Genomic DNA, 22,806 nt, shown 5'->3' on the forward strand with positions numbered 1-22,806 from the left:
TGAGGCGCCCGGCCGCGCGGACACCCCCCGTCACGGCGCCCGCAGCACGTCCACCAAGGCGTGCAGCCGGGCCGACCCCGCCAGGTCCTCCAGCGTCACCGCCCGCCCCTCCCCGTCCGCGATCGGCAACCGCCAGTTCGGGTACTGGTCCCACGTGCCCGGCAAGTTCTGGGGCCGGCGGTCGCCCACCGCGTCCGGCAGCCAGACCCCCACCATGCGGGCCGGAGTGTTCAGCAGGTACCGGTGGACGGCCTGGATCTGCGCCTCCTGCGTGGAGGGGTCGGCGCCGCCCCCCGTGCCGTGCAGCAGTCCGAGCCGGGCCAGCAGTTCCAGCCACTCCCCCGTGTCGGCCGCGGCCTCCGCGCGTTCCTCGTCCAGCGGCCGGGTCAGCAGGCCGAGGCTGTCCCGGAGTTCGACGTGCTCCCCGGTGAGACGGGAGGCCGTGGGCGGCAGGTCGTGCGTGGTCGCGGTCGCCAGACAGTCCGCGCGCCACCGCTCGGGCGGCAGCGGGCGCCCGTCGCCCTCCCAGTCCCGCTCGAACCACAGCACCGACGTCCCCAGCACGCCCCGCTCGCGCAGCGCCTCGCGCACACCGGGCTCGACCGTGCCGAGGTCCTCGCCGATCACCACCGCCCCGGCCCGCGAGGCCTCCAGGACGAGCACGGCGAGCATCGCCTCCGCGTCGTAGCGGACGTAGGTGCCCTCCGTGGGCGGGTGCCCCTGCGGGACCCACCACAGCCGGAACAGGCCCATGACGTGGTCGATGCGCAGCGCGCCGGCGTACCGGAAGAGGGCCCGCAGCAGCTGCCGGTACGGCGCGTAGCCGGACTCCGCGAGCCGGTCCGGGCGCCACGGCGGCAGCCCCCAGTCCTGGCCGCGGGCGTTGAAGGCGTCCGGGGGCGCTCCCACGGACATCCCGGCCGCGAAGTACGCCTGCTGGGCCCAGGCGTCCGCGCCCTCGGGATGCACGCCCACCGCGAGGTCGTGGACGACGCCGAGCGGCATCCCGGCCTCCCGCGCGGTGCGCTGGGCGGCGCCGAGCTGGCTCTCGGTGAGCCAGGCGAGGCGGCAGTGGAAGTCGACGCGGTCCATCAGCTCACCGCGGGCGCGGGCTGTTTCGGCGGAGCGCGGGTCGCGCAGGCCGGAGGGCCAGCCGCGCCAGTCGGAGCCGTGCCTCTCGGCCAGCGCGTACCAGGTCGCGTGGTCCTCCAGCGCCTGGCCGCCCTCGGCGAGATAGTCGGCGTAGGCGGCCTGGCGGCCGGGCCCGAGCGGGACCTCGCGGACGAGTTCGAGCGCCTCGCGCTTGAGCTCCCAGACCGCGTCCCGGTCGATCAGGGCGCCCTTCTCCAGCACGGACCCGCGCAGCCGCTCGGCCCGCTCGCGCAGGGTCCGCAGCCGGTCGGGGTCGGTGACATGGGCGTACTCGGGGATCTCCTCGATCCGCAGGTGCACCGGATCGGGGAAGCGGCGTGAGGACGGCCGGTAGGGGGACGGGTCGGTGGGGGCGCCGGGCACGGCCGCGTGCAGCGGGTTGACCTGGACGAAGCCGGCGCCGAGGGCACGCCCCGCCCAGGAGCTCAGTTCGGCGAGGTCGCCGAGGTCGCCCATGCCCCAGGAGCGGTGCGAGAGCAGGGAGTAGAGCTGGACGAGGAGTCCGTACGACCGCCGCGGCGGCGCGGGCAGCCGTGGCGGGGCCACGATCAGGTGGGCGTCGGCGGTGCGGCCGTCGGGGGCGGTGGCGGTCAACCGGTGGACGCCGGGCGGGAGTTGGTCGGCGGCGGCGCGGGTCTCGCCCTGTTCGGTCTCGATGCGCAGCCGGGTGCCCTCGGGCAGGTCGGCGACGAAGGCGGGCGGGCTGCCGGTCCAGCACACCACTGTCGGCGGCAGCAGGCGTGCGCGCAGCTCGCGTTCCCGGGCCGCGAGGGCGGCGGCCGGGTCGCGCGCGTCGACGCCGAGGGCGGCCAGGGCCAGGGTGACGGCGGTGGCGGAGGCGGCGACCGTACGGTCCGGGGAGGGCTGGTAGGAGGTGGCGACGCCGTACGACTCGGCGAGCCGGGACAGCTCCGGACCGGGGGGCGCCACCATCTACGGCTCCAGGTAAGCGTCGGACTCGCTGGTCAGGGGGGCGGCGTCGGCGAGCGGCGGCTCGCTGGTGAGGGGCTCGGCGTCGGGCAGGGGTGGTTCGCTGGTGAGCGGGGTCTCGGTGCAGGCGCCCTCGGCGCTGAAGACACAGAAGTGCTCAGCGGGCGCCTCGGGTTTGGACAGGGCCGGGAGCAGAAGGGGTGCCGGTGCGGCCACGGGGGCCTCCTTGTCGGGTACGACGACGGGGGTTACCGCAGCCCTACCCACAGGACGCGACGGCAGACGTACTGGAGGGGAGAACGTGCTTTTCGTCATGTTCCGTGGCTGTGTCGCTCCCGTCCAGCGGGCGGCCTCCGCGCGTCCACGGATCGCGCCCCGCCGACCACTATTCACTCAGTACATGTACGTGGTGCATACTGATCATCATGAGCACCCGCCACATCCTGCTGGGGCTGCTCGCAGGAGGGCCGAGCCATGGCTACGACCTCAAGCGACGCCATGACGAACGCTTCCCCGAGGCCCGCCCGCTGGCCTACGGGCAGGTCTACACGACCTTGCAACGCCTGGTGCGGGACGGTCTCGCCGAGGTCGACGGCACCGACTCCGACGGCGGCCCGGAGCGCACCAGGTACCGGTCGACCGAGGCGGGGGCGCGCGAACTGGCCGAGTGGGCCGGGCGGATCACCCCGCCCGCACCCTTCGTGACCAACGAGATCTTCGCCAAGGTCGTCGTCTCGATCCTGTCCGGCGGCGACCCGGACGCCTACCTCAGGGCCCAGCGCACCGCCCACATGGAGCGGATGCGGGAGCTCACGGCGGTCAAGACCGCCCAAGGGGCCGACCTCGCGACCGTGCTCTCGGCGGACTACGCCCTCAACCACCTCGACGCCGACCTCCGCTGGATGAACACCACAGCGGCCCGGCTCACCACTTTGACCGCGGAGGTCGACTCGGCATGAACACCAAGGGGGACACGACCGTGCCACTTCTCGAAGGGCGCGATCTCGTCAAGACGTACGGCCCGACCGAGGCCCTGCGCGGTGCCTCGGTCCGGCTGGACGCCGGCGAGATCCTCGCCGTCACCGGCACCAGCGGCAGCGGCAAGTCGACGCTGCTGCACTGCCTGGCCGGGATCGTCGCACCGGACGCCGGCTCGGTGTCCTACGGCGGTGAGCGCCTGGACCGGCTGCCCGAGAAGCGGCTGAGCGAGCTGCGCCGTACGGAGTTCGGCGTGGTCTTCCAGTTCGGGCAGCTCATCCCCGAACTGACGGCGCTCGACAACGTGGCGCTGCCGCTGCTGCTCGCCGGCGTCTCCCGCGCCGAGGCCCACCCGCGGGCCGGTGAGTGGCTGGAGCGCTTCGGAGTGCGCGGCCAGGCCGGGCTGCGGCCCGGCGAGATGAGCGGCGGGCAGGCCCAGCGGACCGCGCTGGCCCGTGCCCTGGTCACCGGACCGAAGGTCGTCTTCGCGGACGAGCCGACCGGCGCCCTGGACTCCCTGGCGAGCGAGCAGGTCATGACGGCCCTGGTCCACACGGCCCGCGAATCCGGCGCGGCGGTCCTGCTGATCACCCACGACGCCCAGGTGGCGGCGTACGCGGACCGCGAGGTGCGGATCGCCGACGGGGCCGTGGCCCCGGTGGGGGTGACGGCGTGAAGACCTTGCGGCGAGACCTCCGCATCGCCTGGCAGCTGACCCGCGGTTCCGACCGGCGGGAGTGGTGGCGGGTCGGGCTCACGGCGGTGGGGGCGGCGCTGGCGACCGGGATCGGGGTGGCGGGCTTCGCACTGAACTCGCTGGACGGCTACTACTCCGTGTCCGTCGGGGCCGGGCTCCTCGACTCCGAGAGCGGCCGGCGCAACGTGAGTGCCGTGGCCGTGCTGCTGCTGATCCCGGTGCTCGGCTTCCTCGGGCAGTGCGCGCGTGTCGGCGCGGTGCACCGGGACCGGCGGCTGGCCGCGCTGCGGCTCGCGGGGGCCGACCCGTGGCAGGTGCGGCGGATCGCGGCACTGGAGTCGGGGCCGGCGTGTCTGGCGGGCTCGGCGGTGGCCACGGCCGTGTGCGTACCGGTGCTGCTGCACCTGTGGGAGCGGCCCACCGCGCTCGCCTGGGCCGGGATCGCCCTGGTCCTGGTGTCCGTACCGGTGCTGGGCGCGGCCGTGAGCATGCTCTCGCTGCGGCGGGTGGTGGCCTCGCCGCTGGGCTGGGTACGGCGCGTGCGGCCGATGTGGGGTCCGGGACGGGCCCTGCGGGTGGTGAGCGGGCTGCTCGGGGGCGCGGCGGTGTTCGTCGGTGTGTCGTCGTTCCTCGGCGGCCCGGTCGAGGTGGCCCTCGGGCCGCCGGCGCTGTTCGCCGTCGTCCTGGTCGTCGGGTTCGCGACGGTCTCGCTGGCCGGTACGACGGCCCGCCGACTGGGCGGGGCACTGGCCGCCCGCGCCCAGAGCCCGGCGCTGCTGATCGCGGCGGAGCGGCTGCGGGACGACCCGTGGGCGGCGGCCCGAACGCATGCCTCGGTGCTGCTGGTGACGGTCGTCGGCGCGGGCTTCGTGGGCGTGCGCCAGGTGCTGCTGGAGATCCTGCGCACCATGCGCCGCGAGGGGACGCTGGCGACCGACATGGCGTACTACACGACCGGCATCGACCTGACGGCAGCCGCGATCCTCGTCGCCCTCGCCCTGACCGTGACGGGGCTGGCCGTGGGTTCCGCGGAGTCCCTCGCCACCCGCCGCCGGGGCCTGGCCGCCCAGGTCGCCGCCGGGGTGCCGTACCGGGTGCTGGCCAGGGCGCTGCTCCTGGAGACCGCGCTGCCGCTGGCTCCCGCGGTCGCGGTGGCGGGCGTGGGCGGCACGGCGATCGGCGTCTGGTACGCCGCGGTGACCACGAACCACTCGGACACGGGGCTGCCGTACGCCGCCCTCCTGGTCCCCCTCGCGGTCTACGCGGCCTGCCTCCTGGCCGCCGCCACCTCACTGCCCCTGCTGCGCCGCTCCCTGCGGCCGGCGGAACTCAGGTACACGTGAGGCCATGACCGTCCGGCCCCGGAGGCACGGGGGACCTCCGGGGCCGGATCCGAGCCGCCGCGCGCGGCAACACAAAGGCCCGGATCGTCGTCAGGCTGAGATGCCGTCGATCCGGGCCATGGCGTCCTCCGCGCCGTACGGCTGCAAGTACGGCAGCCAGCGCGGGTCCCTGTGCCCGGTGCCGATGATGCGCCAGGCCAGGCCGGAGGGTGGGGCGGGTTTGTGGCGCAGCCGCCAGCCGATCTCGAACAGGTGCCGGTCGGCCTTCACGTGGTTGCAGCGCCGGCAGGACGCCACCACGTTGTCCCAGACGTGCTTGCCCCCGCGGCTGCGCGGGATGACGTGGTCGACGCTGGTTGCGACGCCACCGCAGTACATGCACCGGCCCCCGTCGCGGGCGAAGAGCGCCCTGCGGGTGAGAGGAACGGGCCCTCGGTAGGGAACCCGGACGAATCGCTTGAGCCGGACCACGCTGGGTGCGGGGACTGTGACGGTCGCGCTGTGCATGTAGGCGCCGGATTCCTCGAGGGAGACGGCCTTGTTCTCCAGGACGAGGACGAGCGCGCGGCGGAGCGGTACGACGCCGAGGGGCTCGTACGACGCGTTGAGTACCAGGACATGCGGCACGGATGCCTCCTTGGGCGTCGGCGGCGCGTGGCTCGCGCCGGGACGAACTGAGGTCAGTGTCCCCTCTCGCCCGGGAGGAACGCCACCATGTCCCGGTAACGGGCTGAGAGTGTTTTCGACCACACCTTTCTTCATCCCCAGGTGAGAGCCGTCTCTCCCCCGAACATTGCAACGATCCACACACGATGCACCGTTAGTGTGGTGAGCCTGCTGTACCGGTGACCTTTTCGTGACCTTGACCGCCGTACCGGACGGCAGACGCAGCACCTGGAGGTACCTGCCGTGTCCTTGTCCGCCGTCCTACTGGCCGCGAGCCCGTCGCCGTCCCCCTCGGACACCCCGACGCCGGCCGTGCCGAGTCTCCAGGACGCCCAGGAGAGCGCGACGAACGCCGCGAGCTGGGTCGAGCAGAACTGGTCGACCTGGCTGGCGGTCGGTCTGCGGGTCCTGCTGATCCTGGTGGTCGCCGGCGTGCTGAGAATGTTTGTACGGCGGGCCATCACCAAGCTGATCGACCGGATGAACCGCACCGCGCAGGCGGTCGACGGCACGGCGATCGGCGGCCTGCTGGTCAACAACGAGCGCCGTCGCCAGCGCTCGCAGGCCATAGGCTCGGTGCTGCGCTCGGTGGCGAGCTTCATCATCATGGGCACGGCCGCCCTGATGGTCCTGGGCGCCTTCGAGATCAACCTGGCCCCGCTGCTCGCGTCGGCCGGTGTCGCGGGTGTGGCGATCGGTTTCGGCGCCCGCAACCTCGTCACGGACTTCCTCTCCGGTGTCTTCATGATCCTGGAGGACCAGTACGGCGTCGGTGACACCATCGACGCGGGCGTGGCCTCCGGCGAGGTCATCGAGGTCGGCCTGAGGGTGACCAAGCTGCGCGGCGACAGCGGCGAGATCTGGTACGTCCGCAACGGCGAGGTCAAGCGCATCGGCAACCTCTCGCAGGGCTGGGCGACCGCCGGCGTGGACGTGACCGTGCGGGCCTCCGAGGACCTCGACAAGGTCAAGCGGGTGCTGGGCGAGGTCGCCGAGAAGATGAGCAAGGAGGAGCCCTGGAACGAGCTCCTGTGGAGCCCGATCGAGGTCCTCGGCCTGGACAGCGTCCTGCTGGACTCCATGGTCGTGCGGGTCTCCGCCAAGACGATGCCCGGCAAGTCCCTCACGGTCGAGCGTGAGCTGCGCTGGCGCATCAAGCGCGCCTTCGACGCGGCGGACATCCGTATCGTCGGCGGCGCGACCGTCCTCGCCGACGAGGAGGCCGCCGACCCGGCCGCGGCGGTCGCGGCCCCGTCGGTCTTCGCCAACTCCGAGTCCCCGCAGTCGGCGGCGGCCTCCCCGCTCGTGCCGGCGCCGACCCAGCGTCCGGCGCCGAAGTAGCCCGAACTCTCATCGTCTTCACACGACGTCACATCCCGCTCACGACCGTGATCTTGTTCTGGTGCGCAACGCCCAGGGGCCCGTTTCGGATGTGGGGAACATGAGAAAGCTCGCCACAGGCATCGCCGCGTGCGGTGCCCTGGCCTGACCGGCCTGGTCGCGCCCGCGGCCACCTGGCCCGACCTGGGCGACCACGTCGACGTCCAGTAGGCCCACCGGCCCCACCCTCACCGCCCCCGCAGGTAACGAGTCCGTTTCCTGCCGGGGCGGTTTGTCTTTCCGCTCTTGACGGACATGAGGTCCAGACCTATGTTCCGTGCATCAGATAGGAAACCTTCCTAACAGTCGCCGGACAGTACAGTCGTCCGGCAGTCACGGAGAGGGGCACCCATGGCAGGCACACCACGCACACTCCGCGCCATGAACGACCGTGCCGCGCTCGACCTCCTGCTGGAGCACGGCCCCCTCTCCCGGACCCGGATCGGCAAGCTCACCGGCCTCTCCAAGCCGACCGCGTCCCAGCTCCTGGCCCGTCTGGAGGCGTCGGGTCTCGTCCTCGCCACCGGCACCAGCGAGGGCAGGCCCGGCCCCAACGCCCAGCTCTACGAGGTCGACCCGACCGCCGCGTACGCCGCGGGGCTCGACGTCACCCCCGAGCGCGTCCTCGCCGCGGTCGCCGACATCACCGGCCGCACGGTGGGCTCCTACGAACTGCCGACCCCTGGACGCCGGCCCGCCCAGCCCGTCGTACGGCAGGTCACCGACGCCCTCGACGGCGCGGTCAAGGCGGCGGGGCTCGCCCGGGGCGACGTCCACCGCCTCGTCATCGGCACCCCGGGTGCCTTCGACCCGGGCACGGGCCGGCTGCGCTACGCCTCCCACCTGCCGGGCTGGCACACCCCGACCCTCCTCGACGAACTCGCCGCAGCCCTGCCGATGCCGGTGGAGTACGAGAACGACGTCAACCTCGTCGCCGTGGCCGAACAACGGCTCGGGGCGGCCCGCGGCCACGAGGACTTCGTGTTGCTGTGGAACGAGGGCGGTCTCGGTGCCGCCCTGGTCCTCGGCGGACGGTTGCACCGCGGCTGGACCGGCGGCGCGGGAGAGGTAGGTTTCCTGCCGGTTCCCGGAGCGCCCCTGGTACGGCAGGTGACCAAAGCCAACAGTGGCGGCTACCAGGAACTCGCCGGTTCCCAGGCCGTCCCCCAGCTCGCCCGCGAGCTCGGCATGACGGACATCCCCTCGGGGCCGTACGCCGAGGTCGCCGCCGCCCTCGTCGAGCGGGCCGCCACCGAGGACACCGTCCTGGGCCGGCTGCTCCTGGAGACCTACGCCACCCGGCTGGCCACCGGTCTCGCCTCGCTCGTCTCCGTCCTCGACCCCGAACTCGTCGTCCTCAGCGGTGCCTCGCTCACCGCCGGCGGCGACACCCTGCGCGCCCTCGTCCAGGCCGAGCTGGAGGAACTGGCAGCCTCACGCCCCCGGCTGGTCGTCGGCGACGTCCGTGAACACCCCGTGCTGCGCGGCGCCCTGGAGAGCGCGCTCGCGGCCACCCGCGACGAGGTCTTCGACACCTCGCGCTGAACCCCCGTACTCCCCCACACCTCACCTCACCGCCCGTCCCTGGGAGATCCCGTCATGCGCACAGCCATGCCCTCAGCCATACCCTCAGTCGCCCGAAAAGCGGCCTTTGCCCTGACCGTGTCCGCCGTGCTCGTCACCACGGCCTGTACCGGCCAGTCCTCCTCCGGCGCCGACGACGACGCCTCGAAGGAGACCACCATCAACTTCTGGCACGCCTGGAGCGCGGACTCCGAGGTGGCGGGAGTCAAGGCGCTGGTCGCCGGCTTCGAGAAGGGGCACCCCAACATCCACGTCAACGTCGTCGGCAACATGACCGACGACAAGATCAACCAGGCGCTGCGCACGGGCGGCGACAAGGCCCCGGACGTCATCTCGTCGTTCACCACGAACAACGTGGGCAAGTTCTGCTCCTCGGGCGCGCTGGTCGACCTCAACCCGTTCTTCAAGAAGTCGGGGATCGACCCGGACACGACCTTCCCGGCCGCGATGAACAAGTACACGCAGTTCGAGGGCGACCGCTGTGCCGTGCCGCTCCTCGGCGACGCGTACGGGCTCTACTACAACAAGACCGCGTTCGAGAAGGCCGGGATCAGCGCGCCGCCGAAGACCTGGTCGCAGTTCGCGGCCGACGCCAAGAAGCTGACGATCGCCAAGGGCGACTCGTACAAGCAGCTCGGGTTCATGCCGAACTACCACGGCTGGGAGACCACGACCGAGCACTACATGGGCCAGTTCTCGCCCACCTACTTCGACGCCTCGGGCAAGTCCACGGTCGCCACCGACCCGGCCGTCTCGGCCGCCTTCACCCTCCAGAAGAAGCTCGTCGACGAACTCGGCGGCTACAGGAAGCTGGAGAAGTACCGGGCCGGGCTCGGCGACGAGTGGGGCCCCAAGCACCCCTTCCAGACCGGCCAGGTCGCCATGCAGCTCGACGGTGAGTGGCGCCTGGGCATGGCGGTGGACGCCAAGCCCGGCTTCGACATCGGCGTCGCCCCGCTGCCCGTCCCCGACGACCAGGCGGACCAGTACGGCAAGGGCTACATCACCGGCACCATCGCCGGCATCGCCGCCAACAGCACCCGGCAGAACGCGGCCTGGGAGTTCCTGAAGTACATCACCACGGACACGGACGCGGTGGTCGGCTTCTCCAACGCCATCCACAACGTGCCCTCGACGCTCGCGGCCCTGAAGTCCCCGAAGCTGAAGTACGACCCGCGCTTCAAGACCTTCCTCGACATCGCCGCGAACCCGAACTCGACGACCGCCCCGTCCTCGATCAACGGCGGTGTGTACCTCACCACCATCCAGGAGCTCGGCTACGCCTACGAGAGCGGCAAGGTCACCGACCTCGAGAAGGGCCTCGCCGACGCGGCCCGGCAGATCGACACGGACATCGCGCAGGCGAAGTGATGGCCACGATCACTCTGACGTCGAAGCGCCGCAGGTCCGGCCTCGCTGCGAAGCAGCGGAAACAAGCACTGCGAACGATCGCCTTCATGTCGCCCTGGCTGATCGGCTTCACGGTCTTCTTCGCCTATCCGCTGCTGTCGACCCTCTACTTCTCGTTCATGCACTACGACGGCTTCAGGCCGCCGACCTGGAGCGGGACGAAGAACTGGACCTACGTCTTCGAGCACTACCCCTTCTTCTGGCCGGCCCTGCGCAACACCCTGTGGCTGGTCGTGGTGATGGTGTCCCTGCGGGTCCTCTTCGGCCTCGGGATCGGCCTGCTCATCACGAAGATCAAGACGGGGACGGGGGTCTTCCGCACCCTGTTCTACCTGCCGTACCTGGCCCCGCCGGTGGCCGCCACGATGGCCTTCGCGTTCCTGCTCAACCCCGGTACGGGACCGGTCAACTCGATCCTGGAGAAGGTCGGCGTCCCGGCCCCCGGCTGGTTCAACGACCCCACCTGGTCGAAACCGGCCCTCACCCTGCTCGCCCTGTGGGGCATCGGCGACCTGATGGTCATCTTCATGGCCGCGCTGCTCGATGTGCCGACAGAGCAGTACGAGGCGGCGGAGCTGGACGGGGCGTCGGCGTGGCAGCGGTTCCGGTTCGTCACCCTTCCCAACATCTCGCCGATCGTGATGTTCGCCGTCGTCACCGGCGTGATCCAGACCATGCAGTACTACACACAGCCGCTGATCGCGGGGAAGGTCGCCTCGGGCGTGATCCAGGGCGCGGGCACGCAGTTCGAGCCCGGCTACCCGGACAAGTCCACGCTGACCCTCCCCCAGCTCGTCTACAACCTCGGCTTCCAGCGCTTCGACTACGGCTCCGCGTGTGTCGTCGCCCTCGTCCTCTTCGCCCTGTCGATGGTGTTCACCGCGTTCCTGATGCGGCGCCGGGGCGGTCTCATCCAGGCAGGTGACTGACCATGACCCAAGTACTGGACCGGCCGGTGGAGTTGAACACCCCGGCCTCGCCCGCAGAGCGCACCGCTCGCCGCAGGGCCCTGCTGGAGTGGGTGGCGATCCACTCCCTCGGCATCGCCGCCGCCCTCTTCTTCACGCTGCCCTTCGTGTTCGTGTTCCTGACCTCGCTGATGAGCGACACCCAGGCCCTCAGCCGGGATCTGATCCCGCACACCTGGGAATGGGGCAACTACAAGCGGGTCTTCGACACCCCGGGCTTTCTGACCTGGTGGCGCAACACGCTGGTCTACGCGGGACTGGGAACAGTCCTTACAGTCGTGTCGTCGATCCCGGTGGCGTACGCGCTCGCCAAGTTCCGCTTCCGGGGCCGCAATCTGTCCCTGATGCTGGTGATCTCGATGATGATGCTGCCGCCCCAGGTGGTCATCATCCCGATGTACCTGTTCTGGGCGAAGCAGCTCGACCTGTCCGGCACGCTGTGGCCGCTGATCATCCCGATGGCGTTCGGGGACGCGTTCTCGATCTTCCTGCTCCGGCAGTTCCTGATGACGATCCCGAACGAGTACGTGGACGCGGCCAAGGTCGACGGCTGCGGCGACTTCCGCACACTGCTGCGGGTCGTGATCCCCATGGCCAGGCCCGGCATCGCGGCCGTCGCGCTCTTCCAGTTCTTCTACGCCTGGAACGACTACTTCGGCCCGCAGATCTACGCCTCGGAGAACCAGAACGCCTGGACGCTCAGTTACGGCCTGGAGTCCTTCAAGGGCATGCACCACACCGACTGGAACCTCACCATGGCCGCGACCGTGCTGGTCATGGCCCCCGTGATCCTCGTGTTCTTCTTCGCGCAGAAGGCGTTCGTCGAGGGCGTCACCCTGACCGGAGTGAAGGGTTGAACTCCACATGAAACTCACCGTGGTCGGCGGAGGATCGACCTACACCCCCGAACTCATCGACGGCTTCGCCCGTCTGCGCGACACCCTGCCCGTCGAGGAACTCGTCCTCGTCGACCCGGCCGCCGAGCGGCTGGAGCTGGTCGGCGGGCTCGCCCGGCGCATCTTCGCCAAGCAGGGCCATGACGGCCGTATCGTCACCACGTCCGACCTGGACGCGGGCGTGGACGGCGCCGACGCCGTGCTCCTGCAACTGCGCGTCGGCGGCCAGGCGGCCCGCCGGCAGGACGAGACCTGGCCGTTGGAGTGCGGCTGCGTCGGCCAGGAGACGACCGGAGCGGGCGGCCTCGCCAAGGCGCTGCGTACGGTCCCGGTGGTCCTCGACATCGCCGAACGGGTCCGCCGCACCAACCCGGACGCCTGGATCATCGACTTCACCAACCCGGTCGGGATCGTGACCCGCGCGCTGCTCCAGGCCGGGCACAAGGCGGTCGGGCTGTGCAACGTGGCGATCGGCTTCCAGCGGAAGTTCGCCGGGCTGCTCGGCCTCACCCCCGCCGACGTCCACCTCGACCACGTGGGCCTCAACCACCTCACCTGGGAGACCGGGGTACGGCTCGGCGGCCCCGAGGGCGAGGACGTGCTGGCCAAGCTGCTCACCGAGCACGGTGAGGCGATCGCCGGCGACCTGCACCTGCCGCGCCCGCTCCTTGACCGGCTCGGCGTGGTCCCGTCGTACTACCTGCGTTACTTCTACGCCCACGACGAGGTCGTGCGGGAGCTCGGCACCAAGCCGTCCCGGGCCGCCGAAGTCGCGGCGATGGAGGAGGAGTTGCTGCGGATGTACGGGGACCCGGCCCTGGACGAGAAGCCGGAGCTGCTGGCCAAGCGGGGCGGCGCCTACTACTCGGAGGCGGCGGTGGACCTGGCCGCCGGGCTGCTCGGCGGGGGTGGCAGCCCCTACCAGGTGGTCAACACCCTCAACCGGGGCACGCTGCCCTTCCTGCCCGACGACGCGGTGATCGAGGTGCAGGCGGCGGTGGGCCCCAAGGGGCCGACCCCGCTGGCGGTACCGGCCGTGGACCCGCTGTTCGCGGGCCTGATGGCCAACGTCACCGCGTACGAGGACCTGGCGCTGACGGCCGCCCTGCGCGGGGGCCGGGACCGGGTCTTCAAGGCGCTGCTGGCGCATCCCCTCGTCGGCCAGTACGCGTACGCCGAGGGCCTCACCGACCGACTGATCGCACACAACCGGGAGCATCTCGCGTGGGCCTGACCGCAAGCGTCCTCGCCGTCGACGCGGGCAACAGCAAGACCGATGTCGCGGTCGTGGCGGCCGACGGGAGCGTCCTCGCCACGGCCCGCGGCGGCGGGTTCCGGCCGCCGGTGGTGGGCGTCGAGAAGGCGGTGGACGCCGTCGCCGACGCGGTGGGGCGGGCCTTCGCCGCCGCCGGGGTGACCTCGGTCGAGCATGTCTCGGCCTGTCTCGCCAACGCCGACTTCCCGGTGGAAGAGCGGCAGTTGACCGCCGCGCTGCACACGCGCGCGTGGGGCCCGGACGTGGTGGTCCGCAACGACACCTTCGCGATCCTGCGGGCCGGGGTCACCGAACCGCGCGGGGTCGCCGTGGTGTGCGGCGCCGGCATCAACTGCGTCGGCATGCGGCCCGACGGCCGTACCGCCCGCTTCCCCGCGCTCGGCCGGATCTCCGGTGACTGGGGCGGTGGCTGGGGCCTCGCGGAGGAGGCGCTGTGGCACGCGGCCCGCGCGGAGGACGGGCGGGGTGTCGACACCGAGCTCGCGCGCGTGCTCCCCGCCCACTTCCGGCTGCCGTCGATGTACGCCCTCGTCGAGGCCCTGCACCTGGAGGACATCGCCCCCGTCCGCCGTCACGAGCTGACCCCGGTGCTCTTCGCCACGGCCGCCGCCGGCGACCCGGTGGCCCGCTCGCTCGTCGACCGCCTGGCCGACGAGGTGGTGTCCATGGCGACGGTGGCCCTGACCCGCCTCGACCTCCTCGACGAGGAGACCCCGGTCCTGCTCGGCGGCAGCGTCCTGGCCGCCCGGCACCCCCAACTGGACGACGGCGTACGGGAACTCCTGGCGGCCCGCGCCCCCAAGGCCGTACCCCGGGTGGTGACGGCGAGTCCGGTCCTGGGCGCCGCGCTCCTCGGCCTGGACCGGGCGGGGGCGCCCCCGGAGGTCCAGGCGAGGGTGCGGGCGTACTACGAGGCCTGAGCGAGCACCGCGTCGGCCACGTCGGGGACGGACATGCCGTCCTCGACGTCGACGCGGGGCAGGCCCAACCGGTCGACCGCCTCCACCATGAGCTCCTGGTACCGCACGCTGCGGGCCAGGAACGTGTCCATCAGCGCGCGCTCCCCCGCCGACGCCCCGTCATACCGCCCGCCCGCACGGATCCGGGCGCGTACGACGTCCTCGCCGGCGGTGAGCCACACGGCGGCCGTGCGCGGGACGTCCAGCGTGGCGACCCGCTCCGGCCAGAGCGCGGAGCCCTCCAGGACCAGTCCCGGTCCGCCGGTGGCGTGCTCTGCGACCAGCTCCTCGATGCGGGGCCACAGTCGCTCGTAGTGGGCGAGGACCGAGTCGATCAACTCGTCGACGCCGAGCGTCGCGTAGTGCTCGGCCACATGCGGCGGCACCTCCCGCTCCGGCGTGCGCCAGGGCCGCCCCGGGTGTCTCGCCAGCAGGTCCGTCGAGCGATGCTCGAAGCCGAGCCGCCCGGCGACCTCCTCCGCGACCGTGGACTTACCGGTATGGGACGTTCCGCCGATCATCACCACACGTACCCCGCGCACGACGGCGAGCCTACGCGCCCCCGGGGGAACCGAACCGATTCCGGCGGCGTATTCATGGGCAAGGGGTGGTGCAGAACGCGGAGCCGCCGGCAGGCAGTCCGCTGCGATCCGATCAAGATCCAGTGAAGCCCGGTGCGGATGTCGGTCCCGGCAGCGATACTTGCGGCGAGGGATGACCATGGGGGAGGTCAAACGGTGACACACCCGCCGAAGAGCAGTGCGGCACCACCGGGTTCCGGGGTGCCCACGATGCCGGCCGTACCGCCGCAGCCGGGACCGCCGGACCCGGCCCCGCAGGCGTCCCCGCCCGCCCCCGCGCCGGACCGGGCACCCGCCCGCCGTACGGCCTTCGCGGAGGGCTTCGACCAGGTGCGCGCGGCCGCCACCACCGAACCGGGCCGGCTGCGCATCATCGGCGCGGCGCTCGCCCTGCTCGTCGTCCTCTTCGGCGCGGTGACCGCCTGGCAGAGCGACGAACGGGCCACCGCCGCGGACGACGTGCTCCACAAGAGCCAGCCGCTCAGCAGCGCCGCCGCCGACATATACCTGTACCTGGCCGACGCCAACACCACGGCCTCCAGCGGCTTCCTCGCCGGCGGCCAGGAGTCGGCCGGCTCACGCGACCGGTACGAGAAGGACATCGACCGGGCCGCGGCCGGTCTGGTCAGGGCCGCCTCGAACTCCGAACCGGACTCCCGCGCCGCCAAGACCGTGGCCGAGCTCAACACCCTGCTGCCGGAGTACAAGGGCCTGGTGGAGCAGGCCCGTACGTACAACCGGCAGGGCTTCCCGGTGGGCGGCGCGTATCTGCGGTACGCCAACGAGAAGATGCAGGAGGAGATGCTCCCGAAGGCGCAGAACCTCTACACCAGCGAGAACCAGCGGCTGCGCGCCGACTACGCCGACGCCACGCCCTACCCGTGGGCCGCGATCGGCCTCGGCGTCCTGGCGCTCGCCGGACTCGCCTGGGCCCAGCACCGCAACTACCGGCGCACCAACCGGGTCCTCAACCACGGCCTGGTGGCGGCCACCGCGACGGCCACGGTGGTGCTGTTGTGGCTGGTCGTCGGTCACACCGTCGCCCGCGCGGGCCTGGACGACTCCTACGACCACGGGGTCCGCTCGCTCAACGTGCTGCACGACGCCCGCATCGCCTCCCTGAAGGCGCGCGGCAACGAGAACCTCACCCTGGTGGCCCGCGGCGCGGAGACGGTCGTCAAGAAGAACGCCCAGGGCAAGGACGTCACCTACGACGCCTACGACTACGACTTCAACCAGGACATGGACGCCCTCGGCAAGGGCCTGGCGAAGGCGTCGGAGCTCGCCGACGACAGCAGCGGCGAGAAGCCGGTGACCGCGGCCCAGGGCAACATGAAGGTGTGGAAGGAGCGCCACTCCGCGGCCCGCGAGCAGGACGACTACGGCAACTACGAAGCGGCGCTGCAGCGGGTCATCGGCGGCAAGGGCGCGACGGGCGAGTGCTTCGACAGCGTCGACCACAACCTCTCCCTCGCCCTGACGCACGAGGAGTCCGAGTTCCGGCAGGCGGCCGGTGACGGGCTGGACGCGATGACCGGCCTGTCGGTGGGCGCCGCCGTCCTGGCCGTCCTGGGCGCGGCCGGCGCGGTGCTCGGCATCGGGCGCAGGCTGTCGGAGTACCGGTGAGAGGGGGCGTGACGATGCGGATGCGCGGACGTGGGCGGGCCGGTCTCAAGGGCTGGGGCGGTGTCGGGGCGATGGCGGCCGTCTGCGCCCTGGTGCTCTCCCTCGCCCTGCTGCTGCCCCTGGCCGGGTCCCACGGCGACGGCAGTACGGGTACCGGCGGTGCGGGCCTGACCCGTGCCGAGCGGGCGGCGGCCGAGGACGATCCCTGTCTCGTCCCGGCGATCAAGGCGCACCCGGAGGAGCAGACGCTGTCCCCGTCGGGCGCTGACGGTCCGACCATCGACAAGATCAAGGCCCGCGAGGGCGAGAAGCGCAAGCTGATCGTCGGCGTCGACCAGAACAGCTACCGCTGGGGCTACCGCAACCCCAACGGCGGGGAGCACGCCGACCTGGAGGGCTTCGACATCGACCTGGTGCACCGGATCGCCCAGGACATCCTCGGCGACCCGAACGCCGTGCAGTTCAAGGCGATCCCCACCAACCAGCGCATCCCGGCGATACAGAACGGCCGGGTCGACATGGTGGTCCGCACGATGACGATCAACTGCACGCGCGTGGGCCAAGTGGCGTTCTCCGCACCGTACTTCAAGACGGGACAGCAGGTCCTCGCCCCGAAGTCCTCCACCGTCAAGGGGTACGACGGCACTCTGGCGAAGAAGAAGATCTGCACGGCGGAGGGTTCGACCGCCTACAGCAAGCTGGAGGAGGACAAGAAGGCGGGCACCCTCGTCGCCTCCGCCGACATCAGGAGCACGGTACCCAACCAGCTCGACTGCCTGGTCAGGCTTCAGCTCGGCGAGGTCGACGCCGTGGTCACCGACGGCGCGCTCGCCGCCAGCCAGGCCGCCCAGGACCCCACGGTCGAACTGAAGGGCTCCCCCTTCACCACCGAGTACTACGGCGTGGCGATGAAGAGCGACGCCCACGATCTGGTACGCCGGGTCAACCAGATCCTGGTGGACTACCGCAAGGACACCACCGACGGCTGGCAGGCGTCGTACGACAGGTGGCTGTCCGCCACACTGGACAAGAGCTCGGCGAAGTCGGAGCCGCCGCCACCGAAGTACCTGCGCAAGAGCTGACGGACCGTCCAGGACAGAAAACACCCCCAGCAACCCTTCAGCAGCGAGAGGTGATCGATGGGCGTCACGGGACCCCCTGGGCCGGTGATGGACCGGGACGAGGTGGACCGTGCGCTGGCGCGGCTCGGCGCGGAGCACGAGGCGATCGAGACCTCGCTCCTCGCCCTGCAGGACCACGCGGGCCGCAGGCTCCTCGAAGGCGCCGACCTCACCGGGGTCACCAAGGAGCGCTGGGAGTCCGCCGACGCGTCGATCACCCTGCTGTGGGCGTACTTCGACGCGTACTCGGACGCGCTGCGCTCGGCCCGCGAGATCCGCTCCCGGCGCCGCTGGTCCAGTCGCGAGGACCTGGTGGAGCTGACCGAGCTGCTGCGCGGCGAGTCGGTCACGGTCGCGGGCTCGGCGACCGCCACGGCCAACGCGCCGACCCTGCACGGCAGTTCGGGCAAGCTCAGCGAGCGGTTCTCGCTGGTGACGCTCGTGGAGCGGATGAACGAGCTGTACGCGACGAGCCTGGACATGGTCGTCGCCGCCGACGCGGTGTGGTCGGCGCTGCCCGCGCGGATAGACCTGCTGTCCGCCGAACTCCAGCGCACCCGGCAGCTCGCGCACTCCGTCGGCGTACGCCCCGGGGAGCATCCGGCAGGGGACGACCTGGAGCGCATCACCCGGACCCTCACCTCGCTGCGCGAGCAGGTGATCTCGGATCCGCTGGCCTTCTGGCAGCGCGCGCAGGGCAGTTCGGCTCCCGGCGGCGGAAAGCCGGACACCACGGCCTACGACCGGGAGGCGCGCGCCCTGGAGGAGGTGCGCCGGGAGATCGACGCGGTGCTCACGGTCCGCCAGGACGCCGAGGCCCGGCTGGTCAGGCTGCGGGACGTGCTCTCCCGCGCGGACCGCACGCTCGCCGAGGCCCGTATCGCGCGCGTCGAGGTCCTCGCGAAGATCGCGGCCACGGAGGTGCCGGTCGTCAGCGGGCCGCCGACCGTGCTCCAGGAGCAGTTGGCGACGGCCGCCGAGTACCGCAGACACGCCCAGTGGAATCGGCTGTCCCCGCTCCTGGAGTCGTTGGAGCAGAAGGCGGAGGACGAACTGCTGCGTGCCCGCGAGTCGTTGACGGCGGTCACCGCCCCGCTCGCGGTCCGCGCGGAGCTGCGCGGCCGGCTCGACGCGTACAAGGCGAAGGTCGCCCGGCACGGTCTGGCCGAGGACCCGTTCCTGATCGAGCGGTACGACGCGGCCCGGCGGATGCTGTGGAGCGCGCCCTGCGACCTGCGGGTCGCCGAACAGGCCGTGCTGCGCTACCAGCACGCGGCCGCCGAACTGCTGAGTGCCCCGCGGGTGTCGCAGCAGGGCGGTCCCGAAGACCGTAGGGGGGAGTCGTCGTCATGAGTCAGGAACAGCAGCCCTGCCAGCGGCCCGGCTGCGAGGGCCGTTACGAGGACATGGGCGGCGGCGAGCTGTACTGCGACACCTGCGGCCTGGCGCCGGTCGTCGCGGGGTCCGGCCGGGCCGGCTCGGTGCCCAGCGGCACCACCGGTGACGGGGGCTCGCGGGGCAGCGGCGTCTCGCGCTCCACCGGCCGCGGTTCCTCGCGTACGTCCTCGCACTCGTCGAAGTCGCGGCGCTCGGTGTCGGGGCGGCTCTCGCGCTCGGTCTCCGGGAAGTCCACGGGCCGTTCGGTGTCGGTGCGCGGCTCCGGCTCCTCCGCCGGTTCGACCGGACGCGGCCGGCTCGGCGCGGGGCTCGTCGAGGTGCCCGGGGTGCCGCGGCCCGACCCGCGCGAGATGGTGCTGGAGAACCCCGAGGTGCCCGAGCGCAAGCGGTTCTGCTCGCGCTCCGACTGCGGTGCCCCGGTGGGGCGTTCGCGCGGGGAGCGGCCCGGGCGCACGGAGGGTTTCTGCACCAAGTGCGGCCACCCGTACTCGTTCGTGCCGAAGCTGAAGTCCGGGGACATCGTGCACGGCCAGTACGAGGTCGCGGGCTGTCTGGCGCACGGCGGTCTCGGCTGGGTCTACCTCGCCGTGGACCGCGCGGTGTCCGACCGCTGGGTGGTGCTCAAGGGCCTGCTGGACACCGGCGACCAGGACGCGATGGCCGCGGCGATCTCCGAGCGGCGCTTCCTCGCGGAGATCGAGCACTCCAACATCGTGCGGATCTACAACTTCGTCGAGCACCTCGACCAGCGCACCGGCTCGCTCGACGGCTACATCGTCATGGAGTACGTCGGCGGCAAGTCGCTGAAGGAGATCGCCAACGGCCGCCGGTCGACCGACGGCAAGCGGGATCCGCTGCCGGTGGAGCAGGCGTGCGCCTACGGCATCGAGGCCCTGGAGGCGCTCGGCCACCTGCACAGCCGCAACCTCCTGTACTGCGACTTCAAGGTCGACAACGCCATCCAGACCGAGGACCAGCTCAAGCTGATCGACATGGGCGCGGTGCGCAGGATGGACGACGAGGAGTCGGCCATCTACGGCACGGTGGGCTACCAGGCGCCCGAGGTCGCCGAGGTGGGTCCGTCGGTCGCCTCCGACCTGTACACGGTCGGCCGCACCCTGGCCGTGCTGACCTTCGACTTCCAGGGCTACACCAACGTCTTCGTCGACTCGCTGCCCGACCCCGACCACATCGAGGTCTTCCGCCGGTACGAGTCCTTCTACCGACTGCTGGTCCGTGCGACCGACCCGGACCCGGCCCGCCGTTTCGCCTCCGCGCAGGAGATGTCGGAGCAGCTCACGGGTGTCCTGCGGGAGGTCGTCTCCCTTCAGACGGGCCGTGCCAGGCCCTCCCTGTCGACCCTGTTCGGCCCCGAAGTCCGGGTCACCGACACGGAGTTGTTCCCGAAGCTGGACGGGGAGGTGTCGCGGCTGGGGGCCCGGGTGGTGCCGACCCGCGGCAAGGCGACCGCGGCTTCCGCCGGCACCGCGGTCGTCGGCGCCACCCGGGCCATCGTCAAGGACGTCCAGGCTCCCGTCGCCGCCCTCGCGCTCCCGGTCCCCCACGTCGACCCCTCCGACCCCAACGCCGGTTTCCTCGCCGGGCTCATGACCACCGCGCCCGCCGAGCTGCTGGGCGCCCTCGCGGCCGCGCCGGCCCCGTCGGCGGAGTCACGGCTCAGGCAGGTGCGGGCCTGGCTGGAGAACGGCGACACGTACACCGCGGACGAGGCGCTGCGGCGCCTGGAGGACGAACGGCCCGACGACTGGCGGGTGGTCTGGTACCGGGGCGTGGCCGCGCTGGTGACCGGCGACCACGAGGCCGCCGCGCTCGCCTTCGACGCGATCTACGACGCCTTCCCGGGCGAGCCCGCCCCCAAGCTCGCCCTCGGCCTGTGCGCGGAGGTCCTCGGCCAGCTCGACAACGCCGCCGAGTACTACCGCCTGGTCTGGTCGACGGACCCCAGTTATGTGAGCGCCGCGTTCGGTCTCGCGCGCGTGCAACTCGCGACCGGGGACCGCCGGAGCGCGGTGCGGACGCTGGAGTCGGTGCCGGAGTCCTCCATCCACTACACCGGCGCCCGGGTGGCGGCCGTCCGCGCGCGGCTGCGTGGACGCACGGCGACCGCGGGCGACGTACCCTTCCTGGACGACCTGACCGCCGCCGCCGGGCAGGTCGAGGCGCTGGACGCGTACGGACTGGATCCGGCGCGTCGCGAGCAGTTGTCGGCCGAGGTGCTGGGCGCGGCCCTGGACTGGATACTCTCCGGTGGCCAGGACTCCGTCGCCCCCGCCCCCGGGGAACGGGCACTGCTCGGCAGCGGACTGGACGAGCGAGGACTGCGCTTCGGCCTGGAGCGTTCGTACCGCGCGCTGGCCCGGCTCGCGCAGGGCGGCAAGGAGAGGATCGACCTGGTGGAACGAGCCAACCGTTACCGCCCCCGGACGTGGGTGTAGTTGATGTCGCAGATGCCCCAGCAGACCGCCCTTTCGAGGTGCCCGAGCTGCGAGGAACCCCTCGAGTCGGGCGACCGTTTCTGCGGTGCGTGCGGATACGACCTGTCCGCCGTCCCGGCGCGGCCGGACGACCACCCGACCGTCGCCCTGAACGGCGCGCCTGCGGACGGCCCCTGGCCACCGGCACCGCATCCTCCGGCGGAGCTCCATCTGCCGAGCGACCTGCGGGCCTCCGCGTCGGGCGAGCACGAACTGCCCCCCGTGCCGCCCCAGTCGGGGCCGGTGCTCGGTTCGCCGGTCTCCCCCGCCTCCGGTGTGCGCTTCGACCGGCCGCCGGAGCCCGACGAGTACCCATTGCAGGCGCCCGACCCGCGGGTGGCCGCCGGGCCGCCGACCCCCGCCGAGGGCACCAAAGTGTGCGTGGCCTGCCGCGCGGGTCGGGTCGACGACGACGGCTACTGCGAGAACTGCGGGCACGCCCAGCCGCGTGAGCGCGACCACATGGAGCAGGAGGCCGGTCCGATCGCCGCCGTCAGCGACCGCGGCCTGCGCCACCACCGCAACGAGGACGCCTTCAGCCTCGGCACCAGCGTGCTGCCCGACGGACAGCCCGCGACCTTCGCGGTCGTCTGCGACGGCGTGTCCTCCGCGACCCGCCCCGACGACGCCTCCCTGGCCGCCTCCCGGGCCGCGGCCGAATCGCTGCTGGCCGCGCTGCCGCAGGGCACGCACCCCCAGCAGGCCATGCACGAGGCGATCGTCGCCGCGTCCCGCGCGGTCAACTCGCTCGCCGGGGAACCCGCCACGGCCCGCGAGCACCAGCCGCACCAGAACGCCCCCGCGTGCACGATCGTGGGCTCGGTGGTCACCCCGAGCCTGCTGGTCGTCGGCTGGGTCGGCGATAGCCGCGTCTACTGGGTGCCCACGGACCGCAGTTCACCTCCGGCCCGGCTCACCGAGGACGACTCCTGGGCCGCGCAGATGGTCGCCGCGGGCCTGATGAACGAGGCCGAGGCGTACGCCGACGAGCGCGCCCACGCGATCACCGGCTGGCTCGGCGCGGACGCCTACGAACTCGACCCGCACACCGCTTCCTTCAAGCCGGACCGGCCCGGTGTGGTGGTGGTGTGCACCGACGGCCTGTGGAACTACGCGGAGGCGGCCGACGAGATGGCGCAGGCCGTGCCGGCCGACGCCGCCGCGCGCCCGCTGCACACCGCCCGGGTGCTGGTCGGTCACGCCCTGGACGGCGGGGGCCACGACAACGTAACAGTGGCCGTCGTGCCGTTCCCGACCCCTCCGCAGGGGGCAGGATCGGCCTGAGGCCGCACGAACGGGGATGCCTCGGCGGGCCGGAGGGGACCGGTCCGCGATCAGTCGTCGCC

Annotated in this window: 19 protein-coding genes; 15 read left to right on the forward strand and 4 right to left on the reverse strand. The window is 72.1% G+C overall.

Features of this window, described 5'->3' with window-relative positions; all coding sequences use genetic code 11:
- Positions 1–30: 30 nt before the first annotated feature.
- Positions 31–2,085 carry a 4-alpha-glucanotransferase gene (gene malQ, locus ABZ098_RS05370; RefSeq protein ID WP_356587402.1) on the reverse strand — a complete coding sequence of 685 codons (2,055 nt, stop codon included), beginning with the start codon at positions 2,083–2,085 and terminating at the stop codon, positions 31–33.
- Positions 2,086–2,298 (reverse strand): hypothetical protein, encoded by a 213-nt coding sequence (locus tag ABZ098_RS05375; RefSeq protein WP_356587404.1) that lies wholly within the window; start codon positions 2,296–2,298, stop codon positions 2,086–2,088.
- 209 nt (positions 2,299–2,507) lie between these two features.
- Between ABZ098_RS05375 and ABZ098_RS05380 the strand changes: the two genes are divergently transcribed.
- The 3 genes from ABZ098_RS05380 to ABZ098_RS05390 are packed head-to-tail and all read left to right on the forward strand — an operon-like array spanning position 2,508 to position 5,100.
- Positions 2,508–3,041, forward strand: a complete 534-nt coding sequence (locus ABZ098_RS05380; RefSeq protein WP_356587406.1) for a PadR family transcriptional regulator — start codon at positions 2,508–2,510, stop codon at positions 3,039–3,041.
- Positions 3,038–3,736 (forward strand): ABC transporter ATP-binding protein, encoded by a 699-nt coding sequence (locus ABZ098_RS05385; protein ID WP_356587408.1) that lies wholly within the window; start codon positions 3,038–3,040, stop codon positions 3,734–3,736. Before ABZ098_RS05380 ends, ABZ098_RS05385 begins: the two co-directional genes overlap by 4 nt.
- Positions 3,733–5,100, forward strand: a complete 1,368-nt coding sequence (locus tag ABZ098_RS05390; protein WP_356587410.1) for an FtsX-like permease family protein — start codon at positions 3,733–3,735, stop codon at positions 5,098–5,100. Before ABZ098_RS05385 ends, ABZ098_RS05390 begins: the two co-directional genes overlap by 4 nt.
- Positions 5,101–5,190: 90 nt before the next feature.
- Here ABZ098_RS05390 and ABZ098_RS05395 read toward each other — a convergent pair whose 3' ends face one another.
- Positions 5,191–5,727, reverse strand: coding sequence for an HNH endonuclease (locus ABZ098_RS05395; RefSeq protein WP_356587412.1), 537 nt, complete (start codon positions 5,725–5,727; stop codon positions 5,191–5,193).
- A gap of 282 nt (positions 5,728–6,009) precedes the next feature.
- Here ABZ098_RS05395 and ABZ098_RS05400 point away from each other — a divergent pair, with 282 nt between their 5' ends.
- The 7 genes from ABZ098_RS05400 to ABZ098_RS05430 all read left to right on the forward strand — a co-directional run bounded on the left by ABZ098_RS05400 (position 6,010) and on the right by ABZ098_RS05430 (position 14,200).
- Positions 6,010–7,107, forward strand: a complete 1,098-nt coding sequence (locus ABZ098_RS05400; RefSeq protein ID WP_356587414.1) for a mechanosensitive ion channel family protein — start codon at positions 6,010–6,012, stop codon at positions 7,105–7,107.
- 390 nt (positions 7,108–7,497) lie between these two features.
- Positions 7,498–8,691 carry an ROK family transcriptional regulator gene (locus ABZ098_RS05405; protein WP_356587416.1) on the forward strand — a complete coding sequence of 398 codons (1,194 nt, stop codon included), beginning with the start codon at positions 7,498–7,500 and terminating at the stop codon, positions 8,689–8,691.
- Between the two features lie 54 nt (positions 8,692–8,745).
- Positions 8,746–10,101 carry an ABC transporter substrate-binding protein gene (locus ABZ098_RS05410; RefSeq protein WP_356587418.1) on the forward strand — a complete coding sequence of 452 codons (1,356 nt, stop codon included), beginning with the start codon at positions 8,746–8,748 and terminating at the stop codon, positions 10,099–10,101.
- On the forward strand, positions 10,101–11,069 hold the full coding sequence (locus ABZ098_RS05415; protein ID WP_356587420.1) for a sugar ABC transporter permease: 969 nt from the start codon (positions 10,101–10,103) through the stop codon (positions 11,067–11,069). The genes ABZ098_RS05410 and ABZ098_RS05415 overlap by 1 nt, the downstream gene beginning before the upstream one ends.
- Positions 11,070–11,071: 2 nt before the next feature.
- Entirely contained in the window at positions 11,072–11,965 is an 894-nt protein-coding gene (locus ABZ098_RS05420) for a carbohydrate ABC transporter permease (RefSeq protein WP_356587422.1), read from the forward strand.
- 7 nt (positions 11,966–11,972) lie between these two features.
- Positions 11,973–13,238, forward strand: coding sequence for a 6-phospho-beta-glucosidase (locus ABZ098_RS05425; protein ID WP_356587424.1), 1,266 nt, complete (start codon positions 11,973–11,975; stop codon positions 13,236–13,238).
- On the forward strand, positions 13,229–14,200 hold the full coding sequence (locus ABZ098_RS05430; RefSeq protein ID WP_356587426.1) for a BadF/BadG/BcrA/BcrD ATPase family protein: 972 nt from the start codon (positions 13,229–13,231) through the stop codon (positions 14,198–14,200). The genes ABZ098_RS05425 and ABZ098_RS05430 overlap by 10 nt, the downstream gene beginning before the upstream one ends.
- Here the strand turns inward: ABZ098_RS05430 and ABZ098_RS05435 are convergent.
- A complete protein-coding gene (locus ABZ098_RS05435; protein WP_356587428.1) occupies positions 14,188–14,781 on the reverse strand; it encodes a hypothetical protein in 594 nt (197 codons plus the stop codon). The two genes, ABZ098_RS05430 and ABZ098_RS05435, sit on opposite strands and share 13 nt — an antisense overlap.
- Positions 14,782–15,030: 249 nt before the next feature.
- Here ABZ098_RS05435 and ABZ098_RS05440 point away from each other — a divergent pair, with 249 nt between their 5' ends.
- Genes ABZ098_RS05440 through ABZ098_RS05460 form a run of 5 tightly spaced genes read left to right on the forward strand, consistent with a single transcriptional unit; the run spans position 15,031 to position 22,744 of the window.
- The gene (locus ABZ098_RS05440; RefSeq protein WP_356587430.1) at positions 15,031–16,446 is read left to right on the forward strand and encodes a hypothetical protein; all 1,416 of its coding nucleotides are present in this window, start codon (positions 15,031–15,033) and stop codon (positions 16,444–16,446) included.
- Between the two features lie 14 nt (positions 16,447–16,460).
- Positions 16,461–17,528: a glutamate ABC transporter substrate-binding protein gene (locus ABZ098_RS05445; protein WP_356587432.1), complete on the forward strand. Its 1,068-nt coding sequence runs from the start codon at positions 16,461–16,463 to the stop codon at positions 17,526–17,528.
- 57 nt (positions 17,529–17,585) lie between these two features.
- Positions 17,586–18,920, forward strand: a complete 1,335-nt coding sequence (locus ABZ098_RS05450) for a hypothetical protein (protein ID WP_356587434.1) — start codon at positions 17,586–17,588, stop codon at positions 18,918–18,920.
- A complete protein-coding gene (locus tag ABZ098_RS05455) occupies positions 18,917–21,421 on the forward strand; it encodes a tetratricopeptide repeat protein (protein ID WP_356587436.1) in 2,505 nt (834 codons plus the stop codon). The genes ABZ098_RS05450 and ABZ098_RS05455 overlap by 4 nt, the downstream gene beginning before the upstream one ends.
- Positions 21,422–22,744 carry a protein phosphatase 2C domain-containing protein gene (locus ABZ098_RS05460; protein WP_356587438.1) on the forward strand — a complete coding sequence of 441 codons (1,323 nt, stop codon included), beginning with the start codon at positions 21,422–21,424 and terminating at the stop codon, positions 22,742–22,744.
- Positions 22,745–22,806 lie beyond the last annotated feature (62 nt).

It is taken from the genome of Streptomyces sp. NPDC006335 (assembly GCF_040612795.1).
Classification (GTDB): Bacteria; Actinomycetota; Actinomycetes; order Streptomycetales; family Streptomycetaceae; genus Streptomyces.